Source organism: Pseudomonas sp. FW300-N2A2 (assembly GCF_017351735.1).
GTDB classification, from domain to species: Bacteria; Pseudomonadota; Gammaproteobacteria; order Pseudomonadales; family Pseudomonadaceae; genus Aquipseudomonas; species Aquipseudomonas migulae.
The window spans coordinates 63,159-76,099 of record NZ_JACNDU010000011.1; the positions used below are offsets into that span (position 1 = coordinate 63,159).

At 62.0% G+C, this 12,941-nt stretch carries 14 protein-coding genes; 6 read left to right on the forward strand and 8 right to left on the reverse strand.

What is annotated here, in order from left to right; translation table 11 throughout:
- Window positions 1-370: 370 nt before the first annotated feature.
- The 6 genes from J4E42_RS16075 to J4E42_RS16100 all read right to left on the reverse strand — a co-directional run bounded on the left by J4E42_RS16075 (window position 371) and on the right by J4E42_RS16100 (window position 5,571).
- Window positions 371-1,036 carry a response regulator transcription factor gene (locus J4E42_RS16075; RefSeq protein WP_207285630.1) on the reverse strand — a complete coding sequence of 222 codons (666 nt, stop codon included), beginning with the start codon at window positions 1,034-1,036 and terminating at the stop codon, window positions 371-373.
- 56 nt (window positions 1,037-1,092) lie between these two features.
- Window positions 1,093-1,650, reverse strand: a complete 558-nt coding sequence (locus tag J4E42_RS16080; protein ID WP_207285631.1) for a PQQ-dependent catabolism-associated CXXCW motif protein — start codon at window positions 1,648-1,650, stop codon at window positions 1,093-1,095.
- Window positions 1,651-1,881: 231 nt separating this feature from the next.
- On the reverse strand, window positions 1,882-2,673 hold the full coding sequence (locus tag J4E42_RS16085; RefSeq protein WP_207285632.1) for an ABC transporter permease: 792 nt from the start codon (window positions 2,671-2,673) through the stop codon (window positions 1,882-1,884).
- The gene (locus J4E42_RS16090; protein ID WP_207285633.1) at window positions 2,670-3,401 is read right to left on the reverse strand and encodes an ABC transporter ATP-binding protein; all 732 of its coding nucleotides are present in this window, start codon (window positions 3,399-3,401) and stop codon (window positions 2,670-2,672) included. The genes J4E42_RS16085 and J4E42_RS16090 overlap by 4 nt, the downstream gene beginning before the upstream one ends.
- On the reverse strand, window positions 3,398-4,357 hold the full coding sequence (locus tag J4E42_RS16095; protein ID WP_207285634.1) for a YVTN family beta-propeller repeat protein: 960 nt from the start codon (window positions 4,355-4,357) through the stop codon (window positions 3,398-3,400). Before J4E42_RS16095 ends, J4E42_RS16090 begins: the two co-directional genes overlap by 4 nt.
- A gap of 29 nt (window positions 4,358-4,386) precedes the next feature.
- Window positions 4,387-5,571 carry an ABC transporter substrate-binding protein gene (locus J4E42_RS16100; protein WP_207285635.1) on the reverse strand — a complete coding sequence of 395 codons (1,185 nt, stop codon included), beginning with the start codon at window positions 5,569-5,571 and terminating at the stop codon, window positions 4,387-4,389.
- Window positions 5,572-5,728: 157 nt separating this feature from the next.
- On the opposite strand from J4E42_RS16100, the gene J4E42_RS29490 reads away from it, so the two are divergent.
- Genes J4E42_RS29490 through J4E42_RS16110 form a run of 3 tightly spaced genes read left to right on the forward strand, consistent with a single transcriptional unit; the run spans window position 5,729 to window position 7,751 of the window.
- A complete protein-coding gene (locus J4E42_RS29490; protein ID WP_008024888.1) occupies window positions 5,729-5,851 on the forward strand; it encodes a hypothetical protein in 123 nt (40 codons plus the stop codon).
- A 2-nt stretch (window positions 5,852-5,853) separates the two neighbouring features.
- Window positions 5,854-7,116, forward strand: coding sequence for a histidine kinase (locus J4E42_RS16105; RefSeq protein ID WP_207285636.1), 1,263 nt, complete (start codon window positions 5,854-5,856; stop codon window positions 7,114-7,116).
- Window positions 7,113-7,751, forward strand: coding sequence for a response regulator (locus J4E42_RS16110; protein WP_008024884.1), 639 nt, complete (start codon window positions 7,113-7,115; stop codon window positions 7,749-7,751). Before J4E42_RS16105 ends, J4E42_RS16110 begins: the two co-directional genes overlap by 4 nt.
- A 155-nt stretch (window positions 7,752-7,906) precedes the next feature.
- On the opposite strand, the gene J4E42_RS16115 is transcribed toward J4E42_RS16110, so the two are convergent.
- Both J4E42_RS16115 and exaA read right to left on the reverse strand, forming a co-directional pair.
- Window positions 7,907-8,554: a pentapeptide repeat-containing protein gene (locus tag J4E42_RS16115; RefSeq protein ID WP_207285637.1), complete on the reverse strand. Its 648-nt coding sequence runs from the start codon at window positions 8,552-8,554 to the stop codon at window positions 7,907-7,909.
- Window positions 8,555-8,692: 138 nt separating this feature from the next.
- A complete protein-coding gene (gene exaA / locus J4E42_RS16120) occupies window positions 8,693-10,585 on the reverse strand; it encodes a quinoprotein ethanol dehydrogenase (RefSeq protein ID WP_310650442.1) in 1,893 nt (630 codons plus the stop codon).
- A gap of 254 nt (window positions 10,586-10,839) precedes the next feature.
- Between exaA and pedF the strand changes: the two genes are divergently transcribed.
- Genes pedF through J4E42_RS16135 form a run of 3 tightly spaced genes read left to right on the forward strand, consistent with a single transcriptional unit; the run spans window position 10,840 to window position 12,941 of the window.
- Complete coding sequence (gene pedF, locus J4E42_RS16125; RefSeq protein WP_207285638.1) at window positions 10,840-11,301, forward strand: cytochrome c-550 PedF; 462 nt, start codon at window positions 10,840-10,842, stop codon at window positions 11,299-11,301.
- Window positions 11,302-11,304: 3 nt separating this feature from the next.
- Window positions 11,305-12,183 carry an ABC transporter substrate-binding protein gene (locus tag J4E42_RS16130; protein WP_207285639.1) on the forward strand — a complete coding sequence of 293 codons (879 nt, stop codon included), beginning with the start codon at window positions 11,305-11,307 and terminating at the stop codon, window positions 12,181-12,183.
- Window positions 12,180-12,941, forward strand: coding sequence for a quinoprotein dehydrogenase-associated SoxYZ-like carrier (locus J4E42_RS16135; RefSeq protein ID WP_207285640.1), 762 nt, complete (start codon window positions 12,180-12,182; stop codon window positions 12,939-12,941). The genes J4E42_RS16130 and J4E42_RS16135 overlap by 4 nt, the downstream gene beginning before the upstream one ends.

The window sequence follows — 12,941 nt, forward strand, 5'->3', positions numbered from 1 at the left end:
TTGTTCCTGTAGGAGCCAGCTTGCTGGCGATTTGTTCGGCCGGCCCTGAAGTTTGTGCGGGTGCTGATGGCCTCATCGCCAGCAAGCCGGCTCCTACAGGGGATCGCGTTGTTCCTGTAGGAGCCAGCTTGCTGGCGATTTGTTCGGCCGGCCCTGAAGTTTGTGCGGGTGCTGATGGCCTCATCGCCGGCAAGCCGGCTCCTACAGGGGGTTGCGTTGTTCCTGTAGGAGCCAGCTTGCTGGCGATTTGCTCGGCAGGCCTTGAGATTTTTGTTGATGTTGAGGGCCTCATCGCCGGCAAGCCGGCTCCTACAGGGGATTGCGTTGTTCTTGTAGGAGCCGGCTTGCTGGCGATGGGCGCGACGCGGTCTCAACGCCGTAGATAAGAGCCGAAATCAATATCCCCGGCACTCAGGATCGCCTGTACCCGATTGTGCACGTTGAGTTTGCGCAAGATCGCCGAAACGTGGGCCTTGACCGTGGTTTCAGCGATTTCCAGGGTGTAGGCGATCTGTTTGTTCGACTCGCCTTTGGTCATGCGCTCCAGCACCAGCAACTGTTTGCGGGTCAGGGCCTGGAGCAGTTCCGGCGGGAAGCTCGGGGTGTCGTTCATCCGGCGATGGGTGCCGCTTTTCTGCGTGCGGATGATGTCCGGCGGCAGGTAGACGTTGCCATTGAGAATCTGCTGGATCGCGTCGGTCATCTGCACCCGTGGCGAGGACTTGGTGATGAAACCCACCGCGCCATAGGTAATGGCTTGCAGCACGATCTGCTTGTCCTGTTCCGCCGAGACAATCACCACTGGAATGGTCGGTGCCTCGTTGCGCAGGTTGATCAGGCCATTGAGGCCGTGCATGCCGGGCATGTTCAGGTCGAGCAGGATCAGGTCCAGGTCGTCGTGGTCCTGAGTCAGCACCAGGGCGCTGTCGAGGTCGGCGGTTTCCATGACCTCGCTGCCCGGGAATCCATCGCTGATGACGTTATGAATGGCTTCGCGAAACAGCGGGTGATCGTCGGCAATCAGAATTTTGTACATAGCCTTTCACCTCATTATTTTGATTATGGTGTGGCAACAACACGCACGCGTAAAGGTCAGGGAAAAGGTTCGGGCAGGGCGGGTGTCACGGGAAGGTTCGCCGCTTGCCAGGCATCCAGGCCATCGCGATACCAATACAGAGTCTTATAGCCCATGGCGGCGGCGCGTTTGACCGCATTCCAGCTCAACCAGCAATCGGACCGGCAGTAAAAGACCAGCGGTTGTCGGGGATCGCCGGCGGTGAATTTTTCCAGATTGCGTGTGAAGTAATCCTGCCAGTCGGGTGTCAGGTCGCCATCGCCGGTGTTGGCCAGCCAGTGGCTGCCGGGCAGGTTTTCGTGGGGCTGGTCTTCGATGAAACGCCCTTGCAGCCATTGGCGGCGGTAGACATCGATCAACACTGGGCGAGGCGTCTGGGTGAGCAGGGTTTGCAGGGCGGCGGTGTCGATGATGGCGGCACCTTCGGCCTGATTCGGCGTGGGGCTGCGGTACAGGCCTATGCGATAGCCATCAGCGGAGAACAGCGGTGTTTCGGCGTGTGCGACGCCCAGCAACAGGCTCAGCGATAACACAGCGAGGGAAGGGCGCAGCAGAACACGTCGGGCACGCGGCATGGGTTCAGTCCTTATAGTTATGAGCCCATTACATGCCAGTCGCGGTGCGTTGGGAATGCGACGATAGACAGGAAAACCAGTACTAAAGTAGTAATTTTGCCATGTTTGATGGAGATCCAATTGTGGGAGCGAGCCTGCTCGCGATGAAGCCATCACATCCGGCATTGATGTCGGCTGACACTCCGCCATCGCCGGCAAGCCGGTCTCGCTCCCACAGGGGGATTTGGGTGGTTAGTTGGCTTTGCGCAGGGCGGCGTGTTGGGGGTTGAAGGTGAGGACTGCCAGTAGCGAAAACAGCAGCGTCAGGCCGATGCACATCGCCAATGCCAACGGGTTGAAGCGCTCGTACAAGGCAAACCGCACCAGTTCCACTGCATGTGTAAACGGGTTCACGGCGCACAACCAATACAACCACTCGCTCGACTCGCGCATCTTCCACAGCGGGTACAGCGCCGACGACAGGAAAAACAGCGGGAAGATCACGAAATTCATCACCCCGGCGAAGTTCTCCAACTGGCGGATCGCGTTTGACAGCAACAACCCCAACGCACTGAGCATCAACGCCACCAGCAGCAACGCCGGCAAGGCGATCAACAGGCCCATGGCCGGCGGCTGCACGCCGTACACCCAGGCAATCGCCAGAAAGGCATACACCTGCAACAGCGAAATCAGTGACGTGGCCAACAGTTTGCTGCACAGCAGAAACGTGCGGGGCAAGGGACTGGTGAGCAGCACGCGCATGCTGCCCATCTCCCGGTCGTAGACCATCGACAGCGAACCTTGCATGCCGTTGAACAACAGGATCATGCAGGCCAGCCCCGGAATGATGTAGACCTCATACGGAATGTAGGTGTCGTAGGGCTCGATGATCGCGATGCCGAGTGCCGCGCGAAAACCGGCGGCGAACACCAGCAGCCACAGCAGCGGGCGCACCAGTGCACTGAGAAACCGCGTGCGCTGCAACACGAAACGCAGCCATTCACGCAGCACGATGCCGCTGAAACATTGCCAATACGCGTTCATCGCACGGCTCCCGAGGTGGTCAAGCGAGCGAAGGCCGAACCGAGGTCGCCGCCGTGTTCCAGGCTCAACGCATCGGCCTGGCCACTGGCGACCAAACGACCCTGATGGAGAATCAGCAAGTCATCGCTCGGCTGCACCTCGTCCAGCAAGTGCGTGGTCCAGAGCACGCTGAGGCGGTGCTCGCGGCACAAGCTGCGGATGTGTTGATTGAGCGCCAGACGACTGGCCGGATCGAGGCCGACACTGGCCTCGTCGAGCAGCAACAGGCGTGGCTCATGCAGCAGCGCGCGAGCGATTTCCACCCGGCGACGATGACCGCCATTCAGCTCGCGTACCCGCTCGCGACGGCGTTCGGTCAACGACTGACGGGCCAGTTCGGCATCGACCCGAATTGCGGTTTCACGCCGCGACATTCCGTGCAGCGCAGCGTGATAACGCAGGTTCTGCTCAACGCTGAGGTCCAGGTCCAGCGTACTTTGCTGAAACACCACACCCAATTGCTTGAGCGCCGGGCGTGGCGCATCCCGCAACGAACAAGCGCCGACACGGATATCACCGCGTTGCACATCGTACAGCCGCGTCAGCAAGGCAATCAGCGTTGATTTGCCGGCGCCGTTCGGCCCCAGCAGCGCCGCAAAACGACCGGGCGCCAGGCTGAAACTCACTTGGCGCAACGCCTCCCGCGCGCCGTAGGCGAAACTCAGGTCGCTGACTTCCAGTGCGTTCATGGCGTCACCACCACGCCCCATGGATAGCGCCCGACCTTTACCGATTTGCTCACTTTGAGGCTGTCGACATCAATCACCGACACATCGCCGCTGACGCCATTGGTGGCCAGCAATTGCTTCTGATCCGGGGTGAATGCCATCTGCCACACGCGCCGGCCGACCAGCAGGTAATCGAGGATTTCGAAGGTTCTAGCATCGATCACCGCGACGTGGTTGGCCGGGCCCAGCGCGACGAAACCGTACTTGCCGTCGGCGCTGAGTTTGATGCCCACCGGTTGCACCTTGTCCGGGTGCACGCCCTTGATCTGGAAGGTCAGGGTCTTGAGGACCTGCCGGGTGGCGGTGTCAAGAATGGTCACGGTGCCGCCGATTTCCGCCGAGGCCCACAACTGTTTGCCATCGGGTGCGAACTCGACGAAACGCGGGCGCTGATCCACCAGCGTGCTGTCGGCCAGGGCCTGGGTGCCGGTGTCGATCCAGTGCAGCATGTTGGTGGTTTCGCTGGTGTTCACCGCCCATTTGCCGTCCGGGCTGACGGCCATGCCTTCGGGCTCGACGCCGACGTTGATCTGGCTCAGCACCTTGGAGGTTTCGGTGTCGATCACCGTCACCAGCGCATCGTCTTCGTTGGAAACGTAGAGCCAGCGATTGTTCGGGTGCAGGGCGAATTGCTCGGGGTCCTTGCCCGAAGGCAGTTCCTTGATGATCTTGCGCGTGGCCACGTCCATCACCTGAACCCGGTCCGAATCGCTGGCGCAGATGTACAGCAGCTTGTTGTCGTGGGACAGCAACAGACCGCGCGGGCGCTGGCCGACGGGCAGGGTGTCGGTGACTTGCAGGGTCTGCATGTCGATCAGGCTGAGGCTGTTGTCTTTTTCGTTGGAGACCCAGGCGGTGCTGGCCGCGGCGTGCCCGGCAGCGAGCAACAGGGCGCATGAAAGCAGGGTGCGGCGCATGGCGGATTCCTTATTGTTGTTGTGGAAAATCAGGGAAAGCGGCAGCTGACCTCGGCTTTGTCGTAACCGAGGCTGTCCATTTCGTTGAAGGGGTGCAGAAAGCCGTCCTGTGGCGAGGTGCTGACCAGCGCCCGCGGCTGCACGATGGGGATCGGCTGGCGCAACTGGCCGTTCCACGGGCGATAACTGAGCTTGCGACCCTTGAAGCCATCGAGCGGCAGTTGGTCGCTGATTTCCAGGTTGCGGATCGCCATCGGATCGGTCTGACGCAGTTTGCTCACCGCGCTGGCAATGCTGCGCACGGCCATCCACGCGGCAAAGTCGCGGTCGTTCATCCAGCGCCCGGCCATGGCTTCGAAGCGTTTCTGCAATTGGGCGGCGCCGTAGGTTTCCACGGTCTTGTGCCAGCCCACCGGGGTCAGGCCTTGAGTGCCGGCCACCGGGCGCGGATACCAGGTCTGGTAGGGCACGTATTCGCCGAAGTCACCGCGTTCATCGGCCACCAGTACCACGTCGTACTCGGCGGTCTGGGTGAACAGCGGCATGTCGGCCTGGGCGCTGCGGCGTTGATCGTTATCGAAACTCCAGGCTTTTTCCGCCACCAGTTGCACGCCGAAGCGTTTCGCCGCGCGGCGCAGGGCGGCGGCATAGGCTTGATCGTCGACGGTCGGGCCGACAATCAGCAGCGCCCGTTGCCATTTGCGCACCACCAGAAACTGCGCCAAGGCATCAGCGAGCATCGCCCGGCTCGGCAGCGTGTGCAGCACGTTCGGCAGGCAATCGGTGGTGCGCAGGCTGTCATCCGGGCTGCCGGCGTTGATCAGCAAACTGTCGGGCAGGGCGGCGCTGAGTTGCCGCAGGCTGGCCACCGGTGCGTTCACCACAAACAGGCGCAGGCCTTGCGCGTGTTGCGCCTTGGCCGCATCGAGCAAGGCCTGCGGGTTGTCGACGTTGGCGTTGGCCAGGCTGTAACTGTGATTGAGAAAGCGCCCGGTGCTGTTGCTGTCGGTGATCGCCAGTTCGGCGCCACGCAGGCCGGCATCGACGGGCTCGGGAATGATGTTCGACAGCAAGGGCCCCGGGTCGGGGCGATAACCCAGGTAACCGATCTGCACTTGCAGCGGTGCATCGGCCGCCTGACTTTGCGTCGCCAGCCCGGCGGCGCAGGCAATCGCCAACAGGTAGATCAGGGCGTAAGGGGCAAGCTGGCGCATAAGGCACTCCATCACGGGTAGCGCCAGCATAGGAAGCCTGAGGACGGGATGAAATATGCAGAAAGTACCAGTGAGGCAGTACCAAGGTAGTAACTCGCCGAGGGCGGCGCGGTTTTAGCATGGGCAACAACGGCCATCACTCTGAAGGAGATCGACCATGCGTATTCTCAAGGCGCTGCTCCTGCCGTTGTTGCTGATCCTGAGTCTGATTGGCGTCGACAAGCTCCACGGCCCGCGCCCTGCGTCGCTGCTGGTGATGCCTGCGACACCGGGGCGCTAGGCGTGTCGGCCCTGTGGCGGATCAATCTCTGGGTCTGCGGATTTTTCGCGCTGGTCACTTTGGCGTGCATGGGCTTGCTGATGCACCAGGCGCTGGCGGATGTGGAGCGAGAGCTGCAATCCGCCGAGGCGGTGGTTGAGTACTTGAGCGAAACCGCCGCGCGCGATTCCGCCAGCCTGCAACCACGGCTGACGCAAAGTCTGCGTCACGTGCGGGTGCGCTGGCTCGAACCGGGCGAAGCGGCACAACCGCCAATGCAGGACGGGCTCGACGCCTGGCTCGGGCGGTTGCTGTTTGCCGAGGTCCGGCACAGCGTGCGGGAGCTGGATCTGCAGGATGGCCGGCGTGTGCTGATTGCGGTCGATCCACGGGATGAAATCGATGAAGTCTGGGATTCCCTCCAGCAATTACTGAGCCTGTGTGGCCTGGCGTTGTTGTTGAGTCTGTTGACCATTCGCTGGGCCGTGCGCCGGGGCATGGGCCTGCTCGATGAGTTGCTGCGCGCATTGCGGCAGGTATCCGGCGGCCAGCTCAAGGTGCGACTGCGCGCACAAGGGCTGCCGGAAGCGCGGCAACTGGCGGTGCACTTCAATCGCATGACCGAAGCACTCGAGCAGGCGCGCGCCGACAACACGCAATTGACCCAGACCTTGCTTGCGGTGCAGGAACAGGAACGCACTCATCTGGCGCAGACCCTGCACGACGACCTCGGTCAATACCTGGCGGGGATTCGTGCGCAGGCCTGTCTGTTGCGTCTGGTCGCCGATCAACCGGACACCGTGGAGCGCACGGTGCGTGAACTGGAACACAACTGCGAGCACCTGCAACAAGGGTTCAGGGCGCTGGTGCACGACCTCTATCCGGTGGTGTTGCAACACCTGCCGTTGGCCGAGGCTTTCGCGTTGCTGGTGGAGCAGTGGCAAGGCCGACAGGGTGTCGATTGTCAGTTGCGCGTCAGCGCTTCGTTGCCGCCATTGTCTGCGCCGGACAAGACCCATCTCTACCGCCTGTTGCAGGAAGCCTTGACCAACGTCGCCCGCCACGCCGATGCAAGCCAGGTGCGGGTTCGCCTGCAACACTGCGGCGGCCACTTGCGCTTATTGATTCGTGACAACGGACGCGGCGCCCGCCAGCCACAGCGGCCGGGTGTCGGTTTGTATTCGATGTTCGAGCGCGCCCGCAGTCTGGGCGGTGAGTTACGCATCATCAGCCACCCCGGCGCCGGTTGGGCGCTGGCCTTGAGCATGCCTTTGGAGGCGTCATGAATATTCTGCTGGTGGATGACCATGCGGTGGTCCGTCAGGGCTACGCAAGTTTGTTGCGCGCGTTGCTGCCGGCGATGGAAGTGCGTGAAGCCGCGACGGGTGAAGAAGCGCTGATCAGGGTTCAGGAGGCCGTGCCAAATCTGGTGATCATGGATTTCGGCCTGCCGGGGATCAGCGGGCTGGAAACCACGCGCCGGTTGCGACAGCGTCTGCCACAACTGCGCGTGCTGTTTTTCAGCATGCACGATGAGCTGCCGCTGGTGCGCCAGGCACTGGAGGCGGGCGCTTCGGGTTACCTGACCAAAAGCTCGGCGCCCGAAGTGCTGATCGAGGCGGTGCGGCGGATTCTCGCGGGCCACGCCTACATCGAACAGCCCCTGGCCACTCAACTGGCGTGTCACCCGCAACAGGACGCCAGCGACCCGCGTTTGCAGAGCATGACCCAGCGCGAACTGGAGGTTTTCGTGATGCTCGCCAAAGGCACCCCGGCCCGTGTGATTGCCGAACAGCTGAGCATCAGCAGCAAGACCGTCTCCAATCACCTGACGTTGCTCAAGAGCAAATTGCAGGTGAGCTCCCATGCCGAGCTGGTGCATCTGGGGATTGATATGGGGGTGGTGCGAAAGGCGGGATGACGCGCCCGTGCGGCTAGCACAAATCCCCCTGTAGGAGCGAGCCTGCTCGCGATGGTCGTCAACGATTACGCGGGTAGTCAGATGCCCCGCGGTGGTCTCAGGTTTATCGCGAGCAGGCTCGCTCCTACAGGGGGGGGCGCGGTGTTGGTTTGAGGTTATTTATCCCACGTCGTCGGGCAACCGATGCAGCCTTCCATATTCGCATCCTGAAAGTTCGCATAATGCTGACGCGAGCCGCTGAGGTTTGCCTGTTCCAGGTTGCTTTCACCGAACTTGGCTTCCTGCAGATTGGCATCACTGAGATTCGCGCCTTTGAGGTCGGCTTTGCTCAACCAGGTCATTTCCAGGTCGGCCGCCCGCAGGTTGGCGTTGTGCAGTTTGGCGCCGGAGAGGCGGGCGAATTGCAGGTAGGCGCCGCTGAGGTTGGCGTCCTGAAACTGCGCACCCTGGGCAAACAAGCCCCAGCCCTGGACCGCCATCAACGTCGCACCGCTGAAGTCGGCCAGGCGCAGGTTGCTTTGTTGCAGGCTGGCGCGGGTCAGGTTGGCGCCTTGCAGTTGGGCTTTTTCCAGGTTGGCGAGGTCGAGGCGGGCGTGACGCAAGTCGGCGTCGCGCAGGTCGGCGCCGCTGAGGTTCATGTTGCGCAGGTCCTGATTGCTCAGGTTGGCGCCTTTGAGATTGGCGCCGGGGCACTGGCTGTGTTCGGCGAGGGTGCAGCCGTTGATGATCAGGGGGGCGTCGTCGCTGTCATCCGCGAAAACCGGAAGGGCGGCGAGCAATAGCATTAGAGGCAGGTATTTCATGGCAAGGTCTCTGGCTTCCCTTGTGGGAGCGAGCCTGCTCGCGATGGTCGTCAACGATGACGCGGGGTGTCTGGTGCCCCGCGGCGGTCTCAGGTTAATCGCGAGCAGGCTCGCTCCCACAGAGGTGGGTGGGGAGAATTACTTCTGCGCGGTCTGGTTATCCCAGCTCGGAATCTTGAACACCCAGAACGACCCGCCCTGAGCCACCGGTTTGGTCAGCTCGGCCATGTCGCCGCCCCACAACGGCACCGCGCCGCCATAGCCGACGGTCACGCCGATGTACTGCTCGCCGTCCTGTTCCCAGGTGATCGGCGGCGAGACGATGCCGCTGCCGGTCTGGAACTTCCACAGCTCCTTGCCGGTTTTCGCGTCGAAGGCCTTGAAGAAACCGTCGCCGGTGCCGGTGAACACCAGGTTGCCCTTGGTCGCCAGCACGCCGGCCCACAACGGCAAGTGTTCCTTGTGCTCCCACACCACTTTGCCCGTGGTCGGGTTCATCGCCCGCAAGGTGCCGACGTGATCGTCGTACATGCGCTTGATGCGGAACCCCATGCCCAGATAGGCCGAGCCTTTCTTGTAGTTGACCTCTTCGGTCCAGTATTCCTCTTTCCACTGGTTGCCCGGAATGTAGAACAGGCCGGTGTCCTGGCTGTAGGCCATCGGGTTCCAGTTCTTGCCACCGAGGAACGGCGGCGAAACCTCCACCGGTTTGCCCTTGGTTTCCCCCGGCAGCGGCTTGGCCGGACGCTGGCCTTCATTCTCGACCGGCCGCCCGGTCTTCAGGTCGATGTGGCTGGCCCAGGTGATGTTGTCTACGAAGGGGAAGGCGTTCTGCAATTTGCCGTTGTTGCGGTCGACCACGTAGAAGAAGCCGTTGCGGTCCGCATGGCCGGTGGCCTTGACCGTTTTGCCGTCCTTGTCCTTGTAGTCGAACAGCACCAGCTCGTTGTTGCCGGAGAAATCCCAGGCATCGTTCGGGGTGTGTTGGTAGAACCATTTCACCTCGCCGGTGCTCGGATCGACGCCGACCTGGCCCGAAGTGTAGAGGCTGTCGTAATCGTGCGGGTTGCCGTCCTTGGAGGTACGCGCCCAGGTGTTCCACGGGCCAGGGTTGCCGGCGCCGACGATGATGGTGTTGGTTTCCGCGTCGAAACTGGCGCTCTGCCAAGGGGCGCCGCCGCCGTGGCTCCAGGCTTCGACCTTGCCGGTTTCAGTAGTTGGATCGTTCGGCCAGGACGGCGCCTTGACGTCACCGGTCGGCGTACTGTCCTTGCCGTTCAAGCGGCCCATGTGGCCTTCGACGAAAGGTCGCATCCACACTTCTTCGCCGGTGTCCGGGTCGCGGGCATAGAGTTGCCCGACAACACCGAACTCATCACCGGAACTGCCATGGATCAACAGCACCTTGCCGCTGGTCTTGTCTTTGATCAGCACCGGGGCGCCGGTCATGGTGTAACCGGCGGCGTGGTCGCCGAATTTCTTGTTCCAGACCACTTTGCCGGTGTTCTTGTCCAGCGCGATCAGTCGCGCGTCGAGGGTGCCGAAGTAGATTTTGTCGCCATAAATCGCCGCGCCACGGTTGACCACATCGCAGCACGGACGAATGTTGTCCGGCAGGCGATGGTTGTAGGTCCACAGGCGCTTGCCGGTCTTGGCATCGAGGGCGAATACCCGCGAGTACGAACCGGTGACGTACACCACGCCGTCACTGACGATGGCCTGGGATTCCTGGCCGCGCTGCTTCTCATCGCCGAAGGAGTAGGACCAGGCCGGCGTCAACTTGAACACGTTCTTGTCATTGACCTGGGCCAAAGGGCTCCAGCGCTGGGCGTTGGTGCCCATGCCGTATTGCAGAACGTCCTTGGTGGTCAGGTGATCGTTGGCAATGTCTTCCCAGCTCACGTTGTGCGTCGATGTGGCAGGCGCGGTTGCAGCTTGGCTGGCCGCGCTCAGGGACAGGCTGCTCACCAGCAAAAAGGCTTGCACGGCGAGGGTCATAGGGGAAAGGGCGGGTAGCGATATTATTGTCATGGTTGCAGTTCCCAGTGGAGGTTTTGGCCTGCACAGGGTGGTGCGTCCGACGGGGTGGCGAATACGGAAAAAGTCCCGCTGTTGCCGGGAAAATTTCCCAGGCGGCACCTGATTTGGATGTGCGTCGCAAGCCCTACTACCAAGGTACTGGGTGGCGGCCACCAAAGCAGCATGGGGCTTGTGCGAAGTGATTCCTAAGATGGCTGCCATAGCCTCTGTAAAGAGGTTTTGCGTGCAATCCTGAGGGCATAACAATGACAACAAAACGCAACGTCTTGCTCGTTGCCGGCCTGCTGGCCGGTTTCATCAGTGCAGGTTCGGTCTGGGCTCACGGCAATGTCGTGCCACAAGCCGTCGAAACCCAGGGACTGACCCCGATCAAGGACGCCGGCGTGCAACTCGATGGCGATGGATGGGCGGCGGTGAACCCTTACCGCGCTTCCCCGGAACACGATAAGGCCGTCGAGATCGGTTCATCGGCCTACAACCAGAACTGCGCGGCCTGTCATGGCCTGGAAGCCAAGTCCGGCGGCATCGCACCTGATTTGCGCATGCTCGATGTCGGCGAGGCCGGTGATGAATGGTTCGTCGAACGGGTGCGCCATGGCGCGGTGCGTGACGGCCGGGTGTACATGCCGAAAATGGCAGACTACCTGAGCCAGGAAGCCCTGTGGGCGGTTCGCACCTACCTGGACAGCGTCCGCGTCGAGGAGTAATGCATGCGCCTGCTCGCGGTGTTGATCAGCGCTGTGTTGCTGTGCTGCCAGACGGTGCAGGCGCAGGTCCGCAGCTATGACGAAATGATCGCTGCCGGAGAGCTGAAAGTGGCGGTCTACAAAGACTTCGCCCCCTACAGTTTCGACGACGCCGGCCAACCCCGTGGCGTCGATGTCGACCTCGCCGAGGCCCTGGCCAAAGCGCTTGGCGTGCGCCTGACGCTGATCTGGGCGCCCGCCGGCGAGAAGCTCGACGACGACCTGCGCGACTACATCTGGCGCGCCAGTCCGTTGCACGATCTGCAACTGGCCGACCTGATGATGCGCGTGCCCTATGACCAGGATTACGCACGCAAGCGCAACGAACTGGGTGAACTGGAAAACAGCCATGTGGTGATGTTCGGTCCGTATCAGAACGAACAATGGCAAGTCGCCTATGACCGTCGTCGACTGGAATCGGTGGCCAGCGTCGCCGTGTTCGAGCATCACCCGATCGGCGTCGAGGTCGACAGTGTGCCGTCGTTCTACCTGACCTCGGTGTTCAACGGCATGCTCGCCGGCAAAACCCATCACTACCCCGGTGTGCCCCAGGCGTTCGCGGCGATGAAGGCGGGCGAAGTCGACGCGGTCATGGCCATGCGCGGCGAGATCGACTGGCAGGTTCATGAAGCCGCCGACCCGCAAGTGGCGCTGGCGGAAAACGCCTACCCGAACATGGGCAAGCAACTCTGGGAAATCGGCATGGCCGTGCACGAGAGCAACCGGCAATTGGCCTATGCCGTGGAAGAGGCGCTGGAAACCTTGATCCGCGAGGGTTCGGTGAAAGCCATTTATGCCCGTTATGGCCTGCGCTATGACGTCCCGGAGATGTATCAACAGTGAACTGGCGCATGTGTTGTCTGTTGGCCTGTTGGCTGCCCTTGGCCGCGCACGCGGCAGACATCGCGCCGGGTAAAGACCCGGTGCCGTCGGTGATGTGGGCCTTCTATCACAAGCAGATGCTTGGCGACGCGCCGTTCGTGTTTGATGAGCGGGTCAAGCTGCTGGCGCCGCCGTTCGCCGAAGACGCCCGGCAAGTGCCGCTGGAAATCGACGCCCGTGCGTTCAAGGGCGAGGTGGTGAAAATCCTCGCCTGGGCCGAGCTCAATCCTTTGCCGAAAATTGTCGATTTCCAGCCGCTGGATCGAGTGTTGCCCTGGCTGTCGATCCGCATTCGTGTTGAACAAGCCACGCCGCTGCGCGCGGCCGTCCTGACTCGCGACGGTGTGTGGCATGTCGGCTCGACCCTGATCGATGCGGCGGGCGGCGGATGTACGGCGCCGAGCGTGGTGCGCACCCAGCCGGGCTGGGAAGAGCGCATCGGCGAAGTGCTTGGCGGACGTTATCCTCGTGGCGAATTCAGCCGCTTGCGTTTGCAGGTGGCGCACCCGATGGATAACGGCATGGTCGGCGGTATCCCGGAATTCTTCATCAACCATGCCGAGCTGCGGGATCAGAACGATCAAGTGCTGGCCCGCCTCGAATTGTTTCCCGCCGTCAGCGAAAACCCCAACCTGGCCTTCGACATCGAAGGGGCAGGGCAGACGCGCCTGTTGCTGCGCGACAACAGCGGCAACGAATTTGATGCGGCCATACCCTGA

What these genes read in the sequence shown, in the direction of transcription:
- J4E42_RS29490 (WP_008024888.1), top strand. Translation starts at nt 5,729, where the DNA reads ATGCGTATTCTCAAGGCGCTGCTCCTGCCGTTGTTGCTGATCCTGAGT.
- J4E42_RS16095 (WP_207285634.1), bottom strand. Translation starts at nt 4,357, where the DNA reads ATGCGCCGCACCCTGCTTTCATGCGCCCTGTTGCTCGCTGCCGGGCAC.
- J4E42_RS16115 (WP_207285637.1), bottom strand. Translation starts at nt 8,554, where the DNA reads ATGAAATACCTGCCTCTAATGCTATTGCTCGCCGCCCTTCCGGTTTTC.
- J4E42_RS16085 (WP_207285632.1), bottom strand. Translation starts at nt 2,673, where the DNA reads ATGAACGCGTATTGGCAATGTTTCAGCGGCATCGTGCTGCGTGAATGG.
- J4E42_RS16075 (WP_207285630.1), bottom strand. Translation starts at nt 1,036, where the DNA reads ATGTACAAAATTCTGATTGCCGACGATCACCCGCTGTTTCGCGAAGCC.
- J4E42_RS16090 (WP_207285633.1), bottom strand. Translation starts at nt 3,401, where the DNA reads ATGAACGCACTGGAAGTCAGCGACCTGAGTTTCGCCTACGGCGCGCGG.
- J4E42_RS16080 (WP_207285631.1), bottom strand. Translation starts at nt 1,650, where the DNA reads ATGCCGCGTGCCCGACGTGTTCTGCTGCGCCCTTCCCTCGCTGTGTTA.
- J4E42_RS16130 (WP_207285639.1), top strand. Translation starts at nt 11,305, where the DNA reads ATGCGCCTGCTCGCGGTGTTGATCAGCGCTGTGTTGCTGTGCTGCCAG.
- J4E42_RS16110 (WP_008024884.1), top strand. Translation starts at nt 7,113, where the DNA reads ATGAATATTCTGCTGGTGGATGACCATGCGGTGGTCCGTCAGGGCTAC.
- J4E42_RS16100 (WP_207285635.1), bottom strand. Translation starts at nt 5,571, where the DNA reads ATGCGCCAGCTTGCCCCTTACGCCCTGATCTACCTGTTGGCGATTGCC.
- exaA (WP_310650442.1), bottom strand. Translation starts at nt 10,585, where the DNA reads ATGACAATAATATCGCTACCCGCCCTTTCCCCTATGACCCTCGCCGTG.
- pedF (WP_207285638.1), top strand. Translation starts at nt 10,840, where the DNA reads ATGACAACAAAACGCAACGTCTTGCTCGTTGCCGGCCTGCTGGCCGGT.